The organism is Polaromonas sp. YR568, assembly GCF_943369675.1.
GTDB lineage: Bacteria > Pseudomonadota > Gammaproteobacteria > Burkholderiales > Burkholderiaceae_C > Polaromonas.
Map to the genome: position 1 here is coordinate 23,978 of NZ_CALROB020000003.1, position 16,102 is coordinate 40,079.

The 16,102-nt window shown below is 64.1% G+C and carries 13 protein-coding genes; 8 read left to right on the top strand and 5 right to left on the bottom strand.

Translation table 11 applies throughout. From position 1 onward, the window contains the following. Positions 1 to 216: 216 nt before the first annotated feature. Positions 217 to 1,968, bottom strand: coding sequence for an adenylate/guanylate cyclase domain-containing protein (locus ACLV8F_RS02125; RefSeq protein WP_411882594.1), 1,752 nt, complete (start codon positions 1,966 to 1,968; stop codon positions 217 to 219). A gap of 351 nt (positions 1,969 to 2,319) precedes the next feature. Here ACLV8F_RS02125 and ACLV8F_RS02130 point away from each other — a divergent pair, with 351 nt between their 5' ends. From ACLV8F_RS02130 to ACLV8F_RS02145, 4 genes are read left to right on the top strand one after another with little or no spacing between them, the layout of a single operon-like run. Then, positions 2,320 to 2,853: a hypothetical protein gene (locus tag ACLV8F_RS02130; RefSeq protein ID WP_411882708.1), complete on the top strand. Its 534-nt coding sequence runs from the start codon at positions 2,320 to 2,322 to the stop codon at positions 2,851 to 2,853. Further along, on the top strand, positions 2,736 to 3,128 hold the full coding sequence (locus ACLV8F_RS02135) for a 4'-phosphopantetheinyl transferase family protein (protein WP_411882595.1): 393 nt from the start codon (positions 2,736 to 2,738) through the stop codon (positions 3,126 to 3,128). The genes ACLV8F_RS02130 and ACLV8F_RS02135 overlap by 118 nt, the downstream gene beginning before the upstream one ends. A gap of 46 nt (positions 3,129 to 3,174) precedes the next feature. Then, a complete protein-coding gene (locus tag ACLV8F_RS02140; protein ID WP_411882596.1) occupies positions 3,175 to 4,287 on the top strand; it encodes a response regulator in 1,113 nt (370 codons plus the stop codon). Continuing rightward, positions 4,284 to 7,715 carry a response regulator gene (locus ACLV8F_RS02145; protein WP_411882597.1) on the top strand — a complete coding sequence of 1,144 codons (3,432 nt, stop codon included), beginning with the start codon at positions 4,284 to 4,286 and terminating at the stop codon, positions 7,713 to 7,715. The genes ACLV8F_RS02140 and ACLV8F_RS02145 overlap by 4 nt, the downstream gene beginning before the upstream one ends. 5 nt (positions 7,716 to 7,720) lie before the next feature. Here the strand turns inward: ACLV8F_RS02145 and phhA are convergent, their stop codons facing one another. The 3 genes from phhA to hppD are packed head-to-tail and all read right to left on the bottom strand — an operon-like array spanning position 7,721 to position 10,622. Then, positions 7,721 to 8,629 carry a phenylalanine 4-monooxygenase gene (gene phhA / locus ACLV8F_RS02150; RefSeq protein ID WP_411882598.1) on the bottom strand — a complete coding sequence of 303 codons (909 nt, stop codon included), beginning with the start codon at positions 8,627 to 8,629 and terminating at the stop codon, positions 7,721 to 7,723. Then, positions 8,617 to 9,423, bottom strand: coding sequence for a transporter substrate-binding domain-containing protein (locus ACLV8F_RS02155; RefSeq protein ID WP_411882599.1), 807 nt, complete (start codon positions 9,421 to 9,423; stop codon positions 8,617 to 8,619). The genes phhA and ACLV8F_RS02155 overlap by 13 nt, the downstream gene beginning before the upstream one ends. Positions 9,424 to 9,476: 53 nt before the next feature. Next, positions 9,477 to 10,622 carry a 4-hydroxyphenylpyruvate dioxygenase gene (gene hppD, locus ACLV8F_RS02160; RefSeq protein WP_411882600.1) on the bottom strand — a complete coding sequence of 382 codons (1,146 nt, stop codon included), beginning with the start codon at positions 10,620 to 10,622 and terminating at the stop codon, positions 9,477 to 9,479. A 116-nt stretch (positions 10,623 to 10,738) separates the two neighbouring features. On the opposite strand from hppD, the gene ACLV8F_RS02165 reads away from it, so the two are divergent. The 4 genes from ACLV8F_RS02165 to lnt all read left to right on the top strand — a co-directional run bounded on the left by ACLV8F_RS02165 (position 10,739) and on the right by lnt (position 15,080). Continuing rightward, entirely contained in the window at positions 10,739 to 11,212 is a 474-nt protein-coding gene (locus tag ACLV8F_RS02165) for an Lrp/AsnC family transcriptional regulator (protein WP_411881160.1), read from the top strand. Between the two features lie 264 nt (positions 11,213 to 11,476). Beyond that, positions 11,477 to 12,220, top strand: coding sequence for an N-acetyltransferase family protein (locus tag ACLV8F_RS02170; protein ID WP_411882601.1), 744 nt, complete (start codon positions 11,477 to 11,479; stop codon positions 12,218 to 12,220). A gap of 416 nt (positions 12,221 to 12,636) precedes the next feature. Then, positions 12,637 to 13,419 carry an HlyC/CorC family transporter gene (locus ACLV8F_RS02175; protein ID WP_411882602.1) on the top strand — a complete coding sequence of 261 codons (783 nt, stop codon included), beginning with the start codon at positions 12,637 to 12,639 and terminating at the stop codon, positions 13,417 to 13,419. Positions 13,420 to 13,472: 53 nt separating this feature from the next. Continuing rightward, positions 13,473 to 15,080, top strand: coding sequence for an apolipoprotein N-acyltransferase (gene lnt, locus ACLV8F_RS02180; RefSeq protein ID WP_411882603.1), 1,608 nt, complete (start codon positions 13,473 to 13,475; stop codon positions 15,078 to 15,080). Positions 15,081 to 15,156: 76 nt separating this feature from the next. Here the strand turns inward: lnt and ACLV8F_RS02185 are convergent, their stop codons facing one another. Next, a complete protein-coding gene (locus ACLV8F_RS02185; protein WP_411882604.1) occupies positions 15,157 to 15,942 on the bottom strand; it encodes an SDR family oxidoreductase in 786 nt (261 codons plus the stop codon). Positions 15,943 to 16,102: the final 160 nt, after the last annotated feature.

Sequence of the window (16,102 nt, forward strand, 5' to 3'; positions counted from 1 at the left end):
GATAGGTAGAGGTAGGTTGACTGGCAGAGTGGGGCCCTGGAAGGGGCCAACCAGTGCCGCGCGACTTTTGGTTAAACCGTCTGCCTGCAGCGGATCCTCCCTCACGATTGCGACGCCTCCTACACCTCCAAGGATAGTTACACCACCGACGCCCCCGACGCCTCCAACACCGCCTACACCACCAAGAATGCTCATAGTTATTCCTTTGAAAGATTTTTAAACGGGAACGCCGGCTAACGTTAAAGCCTGGGCCCAAACCGGCCCAGTGTCGTACAGGCTGCTAGGCGACTGATCGACGAAACGTGAAATTGTGAATGTGGGATCAATCAATAGCAGTTCTGCAACCGAGCTTTGAGCATGCTCGATGCGACCGAGCATCACATTGGAGATGATCAAGGCGCGAAGTGTTGACGCATGTGTGCGGTTGGCTCGTAGCGAACGCGACGCCAGAGAATTGGCTCTTTCGTATTCTCCAGCCGCCAAAGCGGCGGTAGCTGCAAGGGAATCGTAAAAGTAGCGAAGAGGATCTAGCGGCGAAAGGGCTAACGCCTTCTCCGCATTTAAAAGCGCAACTTCACCGTTCCCCTTGAATGCGTTCAGTGTTCCTGTTAGCAGCCATGCCAGCGATTCATTGGGATTAACTCGCAGGGCCGCTTCATAACGTTGTGTTGCGCCGTCCAGGTCCTTCAGTAAATTCGTATGAACAAAACCATCTATCGTGAGCGCCAGCGATGATTTTGGATCAATGTCCAGCGCCTTTCTTGTGCAGTCCAATGCACGCTGCCTCTCTTTATCAGGGTGTTCCGCCCATCCCTGTTGTACTCGTAAGACATGCCATTTCGCCAACCACGCGTAAGGGATCGGATGGCGGCTGTTGCGGTCGATCAAATGTTCCAACATCGCGCGAGCGCGGTCAAATTCACTGAACGCTGTACGATGCATCAGCGTTACCGAACCCAGCAACAAGGTATAGCCGTCCAGAGTCGGCAAGGCCTGACTTTGGGCTCGCTCCAATTGCTGAGACATGACGGAGGAACTGATGGCCGCCACCACCCGCGAAATCAGTTCGTCATCCGTCGCAAATACGCCGTGTACTTGTCCTTTGAGATTGTCTGCCCAGACCACATGCTCAGTTTTTGCGTCAATTAGTTCGACAAACAGTGCAAGCTGCATACCCATACTGCGGCAGGTACCCGATAGGATATAGCTGGCACCCAGGTGTGTTCGGATGTCCTCAATTGCCTCATGCCGCTCGCGAAATGCCGTTGTGGACAGCCGCGAGATGACGTGAAGTTCGGATGTCCGGGACAGTGCGGCGATTACCTCGTCTGCCAGCGCTTCGCCCAGCATTTCATGTCCGGGCTCGTAGCTTCGCATGGCAAAGGGGATGACCGCGACGGTGGGTCGCAAGTCGAGGCGCACAGCGCTGCCGGGGGTAATGGGCGGATGCTCGCCGATCGGGCCTATGCGGTAAGCGCGCACGGGTTTTTCAACGTGCTTGAGGTGGCATTCGCCCAAGTCCTCGATGTCGGCATCCAGGTTGGCCGTGAGGTTGTCGCGCAACTCGGCTGTTACCACCAGTTCGCCGGGATCCGCCAGCGTACAAAAGCGGGCAGTCAAGTTGACGTCTGTGCCGTAAATGTCATGCTGATCCGTCACAAAGCTCGCCAGATGCCCACCGATGCGCAGATGCATTTGTTGCTCAGGCTGCAGGCCGGAATTGGCTTGCTGGCTGAAGTGATGCAAGGCAAACGCCGCCTTGACGGCACTTTGAGCGCTGGCAAATTCCAGCATCAGCCCGTCACCCAGACTTTTGACGATGCGGCCGCCGTGCTGCGGCAGGATTTTCTGCTCAGCCTGCTGAACCAGTTGTTGCCATCGTCGTACGAACCCATCTTGGTCTTGCTCCATGATCCTGACAGACTCCACCACGTCCATGACCAACAGCACCTTGGTGCTTCGATTCATGGGGGTGGGTAATTCAATCAGGGAGTGCATCGTAAGCGGAGTAACAAAGTTTTACCTCCTCATTTTGTAGGAGGAATGGCGTAAGTCGGGCACTTGATAGGGTGTGAGCCCCTCGTGGCCTGCTCGACTGTTGTATCAGCGCTGAATAATGCGCCATTTGCTGATTGCTGTCATTCGAAAATCCCCCTGAAGTTCAAAAGTTTGTGTATGAATAATCCCCCGCTTATGGATGTTGGCGTGGCTCTTGCTTTTATGCGCTGAAGAGTGCGTGGGATGGGTTGACGGCTAGCCCGCCACGATGGCTGGATACTGGGTACTGCTATCGCAAGCGAATTCGGATACAAGTTCCTGATGAAGCCCCTGAATCAGGCCAATACGCCACGGCGACTCGCAAGCGTACAAAACACGAAGGGTAATTTCGCTGTGTCCCAGGCATCGACGCTGCCCGTGATCCGCGTAAACAAGGTCGAACTCGTGTCAGGCGCCTCGCTGTGTTTGCTGGTGAACACCTCCATGCTTCCATGGCCCGGCCTGCAAAACCTTGAATCCTGTCTGTCGGCAAGCGAGTGGCGGCAATACGCCGCTATTGTTCCGCCCGAAGAGCGCAAGCGGCGCCAGGCCACGCGCGCGGTTCTGAGGATGGTGCTGGGGCAATTGACCGGTGTAGCCGCCGCCGACGTCGGCATCGGCAAGGGAGCCTGTGGCAAACCTTGCCTGGCGGGTTCCCGGGTCATCGGTTTCAGTGTGCCGCATTCGGGCGGGTTCAGTTGCTGGCATTCGCGCGTGACGCGGAGATCGGCTGCGACATCGAGAAAAAAAGAGCCCCTCGAAGACATACGCGGAATGAGCCGGGTGGCACTGCACCGGAAGAAGCCGAAGCGATAGGCGCGCTCCATGGCCGGGACGCGGAGGATGCGTTCTTTCGCCACTGGGTCCGGAAAGAAGCCGCGTTGAAGGCGATGGGAACCGGTTTTCGCGCAGAACCGGGCAGGCCGGATTCGTGGTGGAATTGCGTAACCTACGGGGGCGGGCGGCAGATGTCCCCGGCGAATTGTGACAATTCAGGACTGCTCTTTTGTGCCGCCGGCCCGGGGCTGCGCCAAAATCGTCCCGGTGAGCCTTCCGGCGCTGCGATTTCCCTGCAGTTGCAGACAAAATAAGCAAGAACCTTCAGTCCCTGGAAAACAGAATAGCGAGAGTTTTGGTATGCCCTTGATTGTGGTGATTGATGACGACGCAGGCACACGCATGCTGGTCACCCAGGTGTTGAAAAAAGAAGGCCATGAGGTCATGGAAGCCGACGACGGCGCCAAGGGCCTGGAGCTGATCCGCGAATTCAGGCCGGACGTGGTGGTCAGCGACATCCAGATGCCCCAGCTCGACGGCTTCGAGGTGCTGGACCGGGTGCGCAACGACGACGTGCTGGCCACCACCGCCGTGATTTTGCTGACGTCCCTGCAGGACCGCACCCACATGCGCCAGGGCATGACCACCGGCGCCGACGACTACCTGACCAAGCCCTTCGCCCCGCAGGAGTTGCGCGAGGCGGTCAACGCCCAGCTCAACAAGCTGACCCGGGCCGAAGCCATGCGCGCCCAGGTGGTGGGCAAGGCCGTGCAGCTGGCGCTGGTGGAGCAGGGCCAGAAGATCAGCGACCTCTACGAGATGCGCATGGCGCAGTCGCTGAGCCAGCAATGGCCCGAAACCGGCACGGTGCAGGACAACGACAAATTCGCCAGTGCCACGGTGCTGTTCGCCGACATGCGCGACTACGGCCTGTGGACACAGTGCCTGTCCGGCCCGGAGCTCAGCGACGTCGTCAAGCGGCTCTACAGCAGCGTGGGCGACACCGTCTACCTCTTCGGCGCGCATTACATGCAGTTCGTCGGCGACGGCATGCTGTGCGTGTTCGTCGACGCCGCCGACACCCGCTCGGTCAACCACGGCCTGCGCGCGATGCGCGCCGCGCTGGGGCTGGCCGATGCCACCAAGCGCATCGACGCCTATGTGCGCCAGCGCTTCGCGGAGCGCGGCCTGCCCAACTTCTCGCTGGGCGTGGCCGTTCACAGCGGCCCCGTCGCCTTCGCGCGGCTGGACGGCCTGATAGGCCGTTCCGGCCAGACCACGCCCATAGGCGACACCGTGGCCACGGCGCTCAGGCTGTTCCAGGGCCAGCCGCCGCTGGACTGGACCATCGCCGCCAGCGTGCAGGCCACGCGGCTGGTGACCGGCGCGGTGCGCACCGGCCGCCGCGCGCTGGTGCAGGTTGCGGGGCGCGCCAAGCCGCTGGACACCGTGGAAATCGTGGGGCTGGCATGAGGCCGCGCTGGTTCGCGGCCGCGGCCGGCAGCCTGCGCGGGCGCAGCTGGTCGCTGCGCACGGTGCTGGTCACCAGCCTGCTGCTGTTCTCCGTCGTGCCGGCCGCCACGGTGGGCTGGTTTTTGTACCGCAGCAACCTGCAAAGCGTGCAGACGCTGGCCGAGAAGACGGTGGACGGCGTCGCGCAGCGGGTGCAGATCGTCGCCCAGGAACACCTGGCGCAGGCGCACGTCGTGCTCAACGGCCTGGTGCATGAGCAGCCCGGCGAGGCCGGCGTGGCGCGCGCGCGCCAGCTGATCCAGAACCCGGTTTTGTTCGAGCAGACCGCATTTGCCATGACCCGCATGACGCCCCGCGTGCCGCAGATGGCCCTGGCCACGCACCGCGGCGAGTACCTGGGCGTGGAGGCGCTGACGCAAAGCGGCACAGGCGCCACACAGGTGGCCGTGCGCAAGGAAGGCGCGCAGGGGCGCAGCTATTTTTCGGCCGAGTACCCGGGCGACCGCCGGCAGAAGGCCCAGGACGACGCCGCCAGCTACGAGCCCCGCACCCGGCCCTGGTACCAGGCCGCCATGGAGAACAAGGGCCGCAGCTTCACCGCCGTGTCCCCGTCGGTGGCGCAGAACCAACTGCTGATCACGCTGGCGCAACCCGTTTACGGCGCCGACGGCGGCGCGCTGGGCGTGTTCGCGGTGGACCTGCACCTCGCGCAGCTCAAGGAGCAGTTGCAGACCATGGTCTTCAGCGCCCACGGCACCGCCTTCATCCTCGACGAGCGCGGCCTGCTGGTCGCCAATTCGACGATTGACCCCCTGTTCACCAGCGCCGGCGGCAGGCTGGAGCGCAGCAAGCCGCTGGACAGCCGCAACGGCATCATCCGCAGCGCCTACAACGAGGCGGCCTCCAGCCTCGGGCAGACGCTGCCCGACAGCGTGCAGCGCGTGGCCTTCCTGCGCCGCGTGCCCATGGAGGACGACACCCTGATCGTCGTGCTCAAGCCCTTCGGCGAAAACCTGGGGCTGCGCTGGAGCCTGGTGGTGGCCGCCCCTGAGAGCGATTTCGCCGCGGCCAGCCAGGCGGCCCTGCGGCAGACGCTGGCCGTGATGGTGTTGGCTCTGGTGCTGGGCGCGCTGCTGGCCACCTGGCTGGCCTACCGCCTGAGCCGCCGCTTCCGCGGCTTGAGCCTTGCCGCCGCGCAACTGGCGCGGGCCGAGGTGCCGCAGGTGCAGCAAAACGCCCGCATCACCGAGGTGCGGCAGCTCTCGCAGGCCATGCACGACAGCGCCGAGGAAATCGTGCGCAACCGCGCCGCCATCGACGCGCAGAACATCGCCCTGCAGGACGCCAACGAGACGCTGGAGGCGCGCGTCGCCAGCCGCACCGCCGAGCTGGCCGCGTCGCGTGAAGAGGCGCTGGCCGCGGCGCGCGCCAAGGCCGCCTTCCTGGCCACCATGAGCCACGAGATCCGCACCCCGCTCAACGGCGTGGTGGGCATGACTACCCTGCTGGCCGACACGCCGCTGGACCCGGAGCAGCGCGACTACCTGCACACCATGCGCATCTCCAGCGACCAGCTGCTGGGCGTCATCAACGACATCCTGGATTTTTCCAAGATCGAGTCCGGCAAGCTGGACCTCGAAAACGAACCGCTCAACCTGCTGGCCACCATCGAGGAGGCCTGCGACATAGGCGCGCCGCGCGCGCGCGAAAAAGGCCTGGAGCTGCTGGTCGACATGGGCGACGAGCTGCCCACCTGGGTGCGCGGCGACGTCACCCGCCTGCGCCAGGTGCTGCTCAACTTCGTCAACAACGCCGTCAAGTTCACCGAGCACGGCCAGGTCATCGTCTCGGCCCACGTGCTGGAAGACGCCACGCCGCAGCAGGGCGGCCTGATCGAATTCCGCGTCAAGGACACCGGCATCGGCATCCCGCTGGACCGGCAGTCCGCGCTGTTCCAGTCCTTCACCCAGGTCGACACCAGCACCACCCGCAAATACGGCGGCACCGGCCTGGGGCTGGCCATCTGCAAGCGCCTGGCCGGCCTGATGGGCGGCGGCGTCGGCCTGGAGTCCGCGCCGGGCCAGGGCTCCACCTTCTGGTTCACCGCGCGCCTCGGTTATGCCGACGCGCCCGAAATCGCCCAGCTGTCGTCGCTGCACATGGTCAGTCTGGCCGGCAAGCGCGCGCTGGTGGTGGACGACACCCCCGTGAACCTGCGCATCCTCGACAAGCAACTCAGGCGCTGGGGCATGGAGCCGGCGCTGTTCGAGCGCGCCGGCGAAGCGCTGGACTGGCTGCGCGGCCACCCGCCCGTGGACGTGGTCGTCACCGACATGCACATGCCCGAGATGGACGGCCAGACCTTTGCGCAGACCCTGCGCCAACACCAGCCGGGCGTGCGCATCGTGCTGCTGACCTCGGGCACCATGCCCACCGGCGAGCAGGCCAGGGTGTTCGACGCGCGCCTGCTCAAGCCCTACCGCCAGTCCCAGTTGTTCGAGGCGATCGCCCGCGTCACCTCGGCGCCGGAAGCCGCCAAGGCGGTGGCCGAGCCCGGCAAGCCCGAGTCGCGCAACCAGTTCATCCTGGTGGCCGACGACAACGCGGTGAACCTGAAAGTGGCGCTGGCCATGCTGGCCAAGCTGGGCTACGAGGCGGCCACCGCCCTCAATGGCCGGGAGGCGGCCGACCGGGTCGCCGCATCGCTGCGCGCCGAAGGCGGCGTGAGCAGCCGCGACGGCCCGCGGCCTTATGCCGCCATCCTCATGGACGCCAACATGCCGCTGATGGACGGTTTTGCCGCCTCGCGCGAGATCCTCGCCACCCACGGCGCGGCCGCGCCGCCCATCATCGCGCTGACGGCCTCGGTGCTGGAAGAAGACCGCCAGCGCTGCCTGGCCGCCGGCATGGTGGGCTTTCTGCCCAAGCCGCTGCGCATCGACGAGCTGTCGGAGGCGCTGGCCCGTTATGCCCGCAAGCCCGAAGACGCCGATGCCGCGAAGATCATGGGCGCCGAGATCGTGTCCGCCGAGGGCAAGCTGGCGAACGGCGGCGACGCCTCAGCGGGCGCCGTGATCCTGATGGACTGGAGCCGGCTGGAGCAGTTCAAGGAATTCGACGACGAGGAACGCAGCATGACGCGCGAGGTCATTGCCCTGTTCGCCAGCGATGCGCCCAACCGCATGGCCGATATCCGCGCCGCGCTGGCGGCGTCGGACAGCGCCGAGCTGTCGCGCGCCGCGCATGCGCTCAAGGGTTCGGCATCCAACGTGGGCGCGGAGGCGCTCAGCGATGCGTGTTTTGTGCTGGAGCAATCCTGCCTGCAGGGCCAATGGCCCGTGGATGCGGCGCAGCAGGTGGGCCGGTTGTGTGAACTGGCTGAGCGGACCCGCCAGGCGCTCAATGGGTGGATGGCCAATCCGGCCTGAGGCTCTCAGGCGGCGGCTGGCGCCGTCGCAAGCGTTCGGTAGAAGGGCGTGAAGTCCGGCTCCGTCAGCCGCAGCAGCCCCTCAAAGCTGTCGATCACAAAGTACTGCTGCTGGAAGCTGTCGATCTTGTAGGTCGACGACATGCAGCGCAGCAGGTCGGCGTTGTCCCGCAATGCGATGCGCTGGGGCTCGGTGGATTCCACGCTCCAGGCCAACTCGCCCGGGCTGCTCAGGATGCCCGCACCGTAGGCCCGGACCTCATCGCCGCCCTTTTTGTCGCGCATCAGGCCGAATTCGATGGTGTACCAGTAGAGGCGCGACAGCATCTCCACCGCGCCGGGAATCGGCGCTGCGCCATTGGCGCCGTGTTCCAGCGCATGCGCCTTCAGCGCGCCCTTGCCGTAGGCCTGGATGTGGTCGGCATAGCTGGGGTCGAACAGCAGCGGCACGTGGCCGAACAGGTCATGAAAAATGTCGGGCTCGACGATGTAGTCGAACTCGGCCGGCGTGCGTATCCAGTCCGTCACCGGAAACTTGCGGTTCGCCAGCAGCGTGAAAAACGGCACCTCGGGGATCAAGCCCGGCACGCCCACCAGCTGCCAGCCGGTGGCCTTTAACAGCCGGTCGTTGATGCCTTCAAAACGCGGAATCGCATCGCTGGCGCCCAGGCTGGGCAGCGCTTCGATAAAGGCGCTGCAGGCCCGCCCGGCGAGCAGGGCCGACTGCCGCGTGTAGAGGCGCCGGTAAGTCTCGTGGTCTTGCGCGGTGTAAGCCGCGTAATTTTGCGGACAGGTGTAGTCCGCGTTGACCTGGCCGCCGCGCGCATAATCGCCGCGCGGCGGGCGGTCGGACTGGCCGTATATCGCCGGCGGCGGGGTGCCTCCGCTGTTCTGGCTGTCGGCTACTTCAGCCATTGGCTCTCCACGCGTTGGTAGTCGCCGCCGGCGCGCGCCAGGTGCAGCCACTGGTCGACGTAGGCCTTGAAGGGCACGTCGCCGCGCGGCAGCAGGTACGCCATTTCACCGTACTGCAGCGGTTTGTCGGGGTTGATGGCGCACAGGCCCGGTTTGAGCTTTTGCTGGGTGATGGCCTCGGCCGACTCGGTGACGAACACATCGGCGCGATTGGCCAGGATTTCGTCAAAGATGGTCAGGTTTTCGGGGTTCAGCCGCATCTGCGCCTGCTTGAAGTTGGCGCGCGCAAAACGCTCGTTGCTGCCCCCCGGGTTGAAGATCACGCGCGTCGTGGGCTTGTCGATGTCGGCCACCGTCTGGTACTTGGCCACGTCGGCGCAGCGCGCGATCGGCGTCTTGCCGTTGACCATGTAGGGCGCGCTGAAGAAGGCCTTTTTCTGCCGCTCGGTGGTCACCGAGATGCCGCCCACGGCGATGTCGCATTTGCCGGCCGCCATGTCGGGCATCAGGTTGGACCAGCTGGTTTTTGTGTACTCGGGCTTCACGCCCAGGCTGGCCGTCAGCGAGGCCATCAGGTCCACGTCAATGCCCTCAAACGTGCCGTCCGGCTTCTGGAAGCTGAAGGGCTTGTAGTCGCCCGGCGTGCAGATGCGCAGCACCCCGGCTTTTTGCACGGTGTCCAGGCTGGATACGGGCAGCACACTGACGACGGTCTGGGCCGAGGCGCCGGCGCAAGCGAGCAGGGCGGCTGTGACGAAGCCGAGCGATTTCAAGGGGACCAGCGAAAAGGACATGGCAATCTCCGTGAGGGGTTGGGTCAATGGGAGCTTTATTGTGCGCCCGCCCGTCAGGCCGCTTTCCCGCCCGCCAGCACCCCGCGGCGCATCTGGTCCAGCTCAATGCTCTCGAACAGCGCCTTGAAGTTGCCCTCGCCGAAACCGTCGTCGCCCTTGCGCTGGATGAACTCGAAGAAGATGGGGCCCAGCTGGTTTTCGCTGAAGATCTGCAGCAGCAGCGCGCCCTTCTTGCCGTCCACCAGAATCTTGCGTTTCTTCAGGTCCGCCACGCTTTCGCCGTGGCCCGGGATGCGCTTGTCGACCAGCTCGTAATAGGTGTCTATGGTGTCCAGCAGCTTCACGCCGCTGGCGCGCAGCGCGTCCACCGTGGCGAACAGGTCGTTGCTGCCCATGGCGATGTGCTGTATGCCCTCGCCCTGGTATTTGTCCAGGTACTCCTGGATCTGGCCGGCCTTCTCGTTGCCCTCTTCGTTGATCGGGATGCGGATTTTGCCGCAGGGGCTGGTCATGGCCTTGCTTTTCACGCCGGTGACCTGGCCTTCGATGTCGAAGTAGCGGATCTCACGGAAGCTGAACAGCCGCTCGTAAAAGCCGGCCCACTCGTCCATGCGGCCGCGGTGCACGTTGTGCGTCAGGTGGTCGATGTAGGTCAGGCCGTGGCCCGCCGGATTCAGCGCGTCGCCGTCGACGCCGGGCAGCGGCTCGAAGTCCACGTCGTAAAAACCGATGTTGCCAATGTCGCCGGGTTGCGCGCCGTTCTTGCCGCGCCATTTGTCGATGAAATAAATGATGGAGTCGCCGATGCCCTTGATCGCCGGGATGTTCAGCTCGCCCGGGCCCGCCGTATGGGCATAACCCCAGGCGCCCAGCGAAATGGCGCGCTCGTACGCAAACTTGGCGTCCTTCACGCGAAAGGCGATGGCGCAGACGCTGGGGCCGTGCTGGCGCGCAAAGCGCTGCGCGAACGAATCGGGCTCGGCATTCAGGATGAAGTTGATGCCGCCCTGGCGGTACAGTGTCACGTTCTTGTGGCGGTGTTTGGCGATCGGCTTGAAGCCCATGCGCTCGAACAGCGCGGCCATGGCGGCCGGGTCCGGCGCGGCGTACTCGATGAACTCAAAACCGTCGGTGCCCATGGGGTTGTCCCAGGCCGCGCCTTTTTCAAAGTTCAGGGCGGTGTCGGTGCGTGCGTTCATGCTTGTCTCCAAAATGGGGGTTATGCATTTGACTTTAGCGGCGTCGGGCGTCAGTTTTACTGCGAAATAGGGCGCTTGAATTGCCTTTGACGCAGTAAACCTGCAAAATTAGCGACATGGAAACACTCGACAAGCTAGACCGGCAGATTTTGCGCAAGCTTCAGGACGACGGCCGCGCCACCTATGACCAGCTCGCCGAACAGGTGGGCCTGTCGCCCAGCGCCGTCCTCAGGCGCGTCAAGCGGCTGGAGGAAAGCGGCGTCATTGACCGCTATGTCGCGCTGGTCAAACCCGAAGCTGTGGGCCTGGGCCTGACCGCGTACCTCAACGTGCGGCTCGAAAAGCACACCGAAAGCCACAAGCGCAACCCCATGGACCTTTTCCGCGCCAGCGTGCAGACCTGGCCCGAAGTCGCCGAATGCGCGGCCCTGACCGGCGAAATGGACTATCTGCTGCGCGTGCTGGTGCAAGACATGGCCCACTACAGCCGCTTCATCATGGACACCCTGCTCAAGCACCCCAGCGTGCAGGACTGCAAAACCAGCTTTGTGCTGGACCGGGTCAAAGCCACCACGGCCGTGCCTTTGTAAGGCCTGGGGCGAGTCAGCTCCGCGTCAACAAGCGGGTAGCCAATGGCGAACAAGGCTGGGGCTCCTGGATTTGTTGTTGCAGTGCAACGTTCAGCCATTTTGTGAAATACCCACCGCCGGCCCTCGCGGCGAGAGTTTGTAGTCCAAAAGTTCCCATGGATGGAGTCCACGCGCCATGATCCGGAAACCCGCAAGCCTCCCTATAGACGCCAGGGGAGAAGCCCCTAGACTGGGTATTCTAGGGAAAACCCTTATATTGACGCCATGGTTTCACCCGGCACATTTTTCAAAGCCTCCTACAACGCGAGCAAGGAGTTCTTCCGCCCGCCCGTTGTCGGGACGGCGCACGCTCCACAGCAGCCTGCCAGCCCACGCGCCCAGCCCGTCATGGTCCCCATCCGTTCCATAGGCCCCAGCCACGGGGAACGCATCGCCGCCCACCTGCTGGCGCTGGAACCGAACGACCGCTACCTGCGCTTCGGCTACTCGGCCAACGACGAACAGATACGCCGCTACGTCGACGGCCTGAACTTCGACCGCGACGAGATCTTCGGCATCTACAACCGCAAGCTGCAACTGATCGCCATGGCCCACCTGGCGCATTCGACCGACCCCAACCTTAAAAGCTGCGCCGAATTCGGCGTCTCTGTGCTGGCCCAGGCCCGCGGCCGCGGCTACGGCTCGCGCCTGTTCGACCGCGCCGTCATGCACGCCCGCAACGACGGCGTCGACATGATGTTCATCCACGCGCTCAGCGAAAACACCGCCATGCTCAACATCGCCCGCAAGGCCGGTGCCACCATCGTGCGCGACGGCTCCGAGAGCGAGGCCTACTTGAAGCTGCCGCCGGCCGACCTGGATTCGCGTATGACCGAAATGGTTGAAGAGCAGATCGCCCAGACCGACTACCGGCTCAAGGTCCAGGCCAAGCAGTTCTGGGATTTGCTGGGGGTGATCCAGGAAGTGCGGCAAGGGGTGAGGGCAGGTCGGGACCGGATGCCCATGTAGTTTTTGACCTTGCAGGTCGGGGGCGGCTCTTGTTCTTGGGGTGTGCTCGTTGATGAGGCTTGCTGGCCGGGCCACTCCCGGCCAGCCACCCTATGCAAAGTCCACAAGCGCGCAAGGCCGGCGCAAGACCCGGCCCAGAACCCACCCCGGCGGCCAATACAACCAAAGGATTCGTCCGCCTGAAAACGAACCTGATCTGCTATTAAATAAGTAGCGAAGAAACCCCACATTCCATGGCAGAGAACGGGAAAATACCTTTAAACCAGTTCCCGCCCAATCCATGCCCCGCACCGTCAAAGATTTCAGCTATCCTTACCCCCTTCACAACTACCGACCGCCATCACGTGTCCGACGTTCCCCCCAGTCGGTCTTCCAGGCCGGAAGACAAGCGAGGCTTTCTGCAAAAGCTCGCTGAAATGCTCCACCCCGGTCCCGACTCTAAAGATGAGTTGATCGAAACCCTGGTGGAGGCCCAGGACAATGACGTTATCGGCGCCCAGAGCCGTGAAATGCTCGAGGGCGTGATCCGCATGGCCGACATGACGGCCGGCGACGTCATGGTGGCCGCGCCGCGCATGGATGTGATCAACATCGACGCGCCTTTCGACGAGCTGCTGCACCTGGTCATCGACACCGCCCACTCGCGCTTTCCCGTCTATGAAGGCGAAAAGGAAAACATCCTCGGCATCCTGATGGCCAAGGATTTGCTCAAGCTGCAGCGCGCGCCCGAACTCAACATCAAGGCCTTGCTGCGCCCCGCCGTCTTCGTGCCGGAAAGCAAGGGCCTGAACGACCTGCTGCGCGAGTTCCGCGGCAACCGCAACCACCTGGCCATCGTCATCGACGAGTTCGGCCGCGTGGCCGGCCTGATCACGATTGAAGACGTGCTCGAGCAGATCGTCGGTGAGATCGAGGACGAGTTCGACATTGCCGAGGACGACGGCGACATCTTCGGCCTGACCGACCACACCTACCGCGTCAGCGGCGACACCTCGATCGAGCGTGTCAACGAGGCTTTCGGCGTGACGCTGCCCGAAACCGATTTCGACACCATAGGCGGGCTGGTCGCGCATGAGATGGGCCACGTTCCCAAGCGCGGCGAACACTACGCGCTGGCCGGCCTGCAATTCACGGTGCTGCACACCAAGGGTGGCGCGGTGCGCTGGTTCAAGGTATCGCCGGTTTCCGCCGGCGCCTGACAACACAATATATATAGAGGGCAACTATGGCACGGGACTCCATTCACAGCATGATGTCCCATCTGCCGACCTTGCCCGCCTTGCTCGAACACGCGCGCAACCTGCCGCCGCGCAAGGGCTTTTCCCCCTTCCAGGCCGTCATCGTCCTGATTGCCGGTTGCATGCACGCCGCCAGCATGGCCTGGCCGTTTGATTTCGGCTTCGCGCAGGGCTTGCCGGTGTGGTGGATGCAGCTGCTGGCGATGTTCCTGTTCGCCGCGCAGATCGACAGCTGCCGCTCCTGGAAGCGCGCCGCCTGGCTGGGCGGCCTCTTCGGCACGGCGATGCTGTGCAGCACCTTCTGGTGGATGTTTATCTCCATGCATTTCTACGGCGGCCTGGCCGCGCCGCTGACGGTGCTGGCCATCGTGTTGCTGGCCGCCTTCCTGTCCCTGTATTACGCCGCGGCCGGCGCGCTCTTCGTGCGGCTGGCCCCGGCCCGCAAGTTTCCGCGCGCCGTGGTGTTCGCCGCGCTGTGGCTGCTGGCCGAGCTGGCCCGCGTTGAATTTTTCACCGGCTTTCCCTGGGGCGAGGGCGGTTATGCCCATGTGGACGGCTGGGCCAGGCCGCTGGCCGCCTGGATCGGCGTGCACGGCATCACCATGCTGGCGGCGCTGGCCGCAGCGTGGCTGGCGATGGCCTTGCGCGCCTCCCGCACGCGCTGGGTGACTGCGGTTTGCATCGTGGTGCTCAGCATCGTCGGCGCCTACCTGCCGGTGCAAAGCGCCCTCCCGGGCGCGGCGGCCTTCACCCCGGCCGGCGAGCCGCTGCAGGTCACGCTGCTGCAGGGCAACATTCCACAAAATGAAAAGTTCCAGAGCGGCACCGGTGTAGCCACCGCGCTGCGCTGGTACGGCGAGCAGCTGCGCGACGCAAAAACGCCGCTGGTGGTGGCGCCTGAAACCGCCATCCCGCTGCTGCCCATGCAGCTGCCCGAAGGCTACTGGCAGGCGCTGCAGCGGCGTTTTGCCGCCGGGCAGCAGGCGGCGCTGGTCGGCATCCCCGTGGGCAACTCGCAGGCCGGTTATGCCAACTCGGTGCTCGGCTTCAAGCCCGGGCAGGCCGAGCCCTACCGCTTCGACAAGCATCACCTGGTGCCTTTCGGCGAATTCGTTCCGCCGGGTTTCCGCTGGTTCATCAACATGATGCACATCCCGCTGGGCGACTTCAACCGCGGCGCGGTCGGCCAGGCCTCCTTCGACTGGAAGGGCCAGCGGCTGGCGCCCAACATCTGCTACGAAGACCTGTTCGGCGAGGAACTGGGCGCGCGCTTTATCGACCCGGCGCTGGCGCCCACGATTTTTGTCAACGTCAGCAACATCGCCTGGTTTGGCAACACCGTGGCCATAGACCAGCACCTGCAGATCTCGCGCATGCGCGCGCTGGAATTCAGCCGCCCCATGATCCGCGCCACCAACACCGGCGCCACCGTCATCATCGACCACGCCGGCAAGGTCACGCACTCGCTGGAACGCCACACGCGCGGCGTGCTGGTCGGCGAGGTCGAGGGCCGCAACGGCATCACGCCCTATGCCGACTGGGTTTCGCGCTACGGCCTGTGGCCGCTGTGGGCGCTGGGCCTGGGCATTGCCGTGCTGGCGCTGCTGTTCCGCCGCCGCTGATCCTCGCCGAAACAAAAAAGGGCGATGCCGTTGCCGGCATCGCCCTTTTTTCATTGGCGCGATGAGTCAATAGCGCTTAGAGCTGGCTCATCCCGCCGTCCACGATCAGTTCCGCGCCCACGATGAAGGCGGCGTCCGGCGAGGACAGGTAGACCACGGCGCTGGCCACTTCGTCGGGCGTGCCGAAGCGCTTGATCGGGATTTGCGCCTGGATACCGGCGGCCAGCGCATCGAGCTGGTCGGCGGGCACGCCCAGCTTGCCGTACAGCGGGGTGGTGACCGGGCCGGGGCTCACCACGTTCACGCGGATGCCGCGCACCACCAGCTCGGCCGACAGCGTCCTGGCCAGCGAAATCAGCGCGGCCTTGCTGGCGGCGTACACGCTGGAGTGGGGCATGCCGATGTGCGCGTTGATCGAGCCGTTCAGGATGACGGCCGCGCCCGTGTTCAGCAGCGGTGACAGCGCCTGGATCGCAAAGTAGGCGCCCTTCACGTTGACGTTGAAAGTCTGGTCCCACAGCGCCTCGTCCACGCCTTCAAGCGGCGCGAATCTGGCGACGCCGGCGTTGATGAACACCGCGTCCAGCGTGATGCCCTGGGCCGACAGCGCGCCGGCCAGCGCCTTGGCGGAGCCTTGCTCGCCGGCATCGTTGCGCAGCGCGATGGCGCCTGCGCCCAGTTGGGCCTTGGCCAGGTCCAGCGTGGCCTGGTCGCGGCCGGTGATGATGACGCGGGCGCCTTGGGCGGCGAATTGCAGCGCCGTTGCCAGGCCGATGCCGCTGTTGCCGCCGGTGACGAGCACTGTCTTGTTGTCAAAGCGCCGTGCAGCGGTGGATGGTGAAGAGGTGGTTTGCGTGGTCATTTTCAGTGTCCTGTTCGAGTGAATTGATGAAACTTTCCGGGTCGGCCTGTGTTGTTCGCCTGCCGATGTGTCCAATGTATGGTTTATGTTCTATGTGAAGAAGAGGTGAAAGATGGTTTAATCATTCAGGTTTTATGAACATCAAGGACTGGGGAAGCCG

Coding starts and splice junctions, on each gene's coding strand:
- ACLV8F_RS02155 (WP_411882599.1), bottom strand. CDS start 9,423: ATGTCCTTTTCGCTGGTCCCCTTGAAATCGCTCGGCTTCGTCACAGCC.
- ACLV8F_RS02130 (WP_411882708.1), top strand. CDS start 2,320: ATGAAGCCCCTGAATCAGGCCAATACGCCACGGCGACTCGCAAGCGTA.
- ACLV8F_RS02175 (WP_411882602.1), top strand. CDS start 12,637: ATGCTCCACCCCGGTCCCGACTCTAAAGATGAGTTGATCGAAACCCTG.
- hppD (WP_411882600.1), bottom strand. CDS start 10,622: ATGAACGCACGCACCGACACCGCCCTGAACTTTGAAAAAGGCGCGGCC.
- ACLV8F_RS02165 (WP_411881160.1), top strand. CDS start 10,739: ATGGAAACACTCGACAAGCTAGACCGGCAGATTTTGCGCAAGCTTCAG.
- ACLV8F_RS02145 (WP_411882597.1), top strand. CDS start 4,284: ATGAGGCCGCGCTGGTTCGCGGCCGCGGCCGGCAGCCTGCGCGGGCGC.
- ACLV8F_RS02140 (WP_411882596.1), top strand. CDS start 3,175: ATGCCCTTGATTGTGGTGATTGATGACGACGCAGGCACACGCATGCTG.
- ACLV8F_RS02170 (WP_411882601.1), top strand. CDS start 11,477: ATGGTTTCACCCGGCACATTTTTCAAAGCCTCCTACAACGCGAGCAAG.
- lnt (WP_411882603.1), top strand. CDS start 13,473: ATGTCCCATCTGCCGACCTTGCCCGCCTTGCTCGAACACGCGCGCAAC.
- ACLV8F_RS02185 (WP_411882604.1), bottom strand. CDS start 15,942: ATGACCACGCAAACCACCTCTTCACCATCCACCGCTGCACGGCGCTTT.
- ACLV8F_RS02125 (WP_411882594.1), bottom strand. CDS start 1,968: ATGAATCGAAGCACCAAGGTGCTGTTGGTCATGGACGTGGTGGAGTCT.
- phhA (WP_411882598.1), bottom strand. CDS start 8,629: ATGGCTGAAGTAGCCGACAGCCAGAACAGCGGAGGCACCCCGCCGCCG.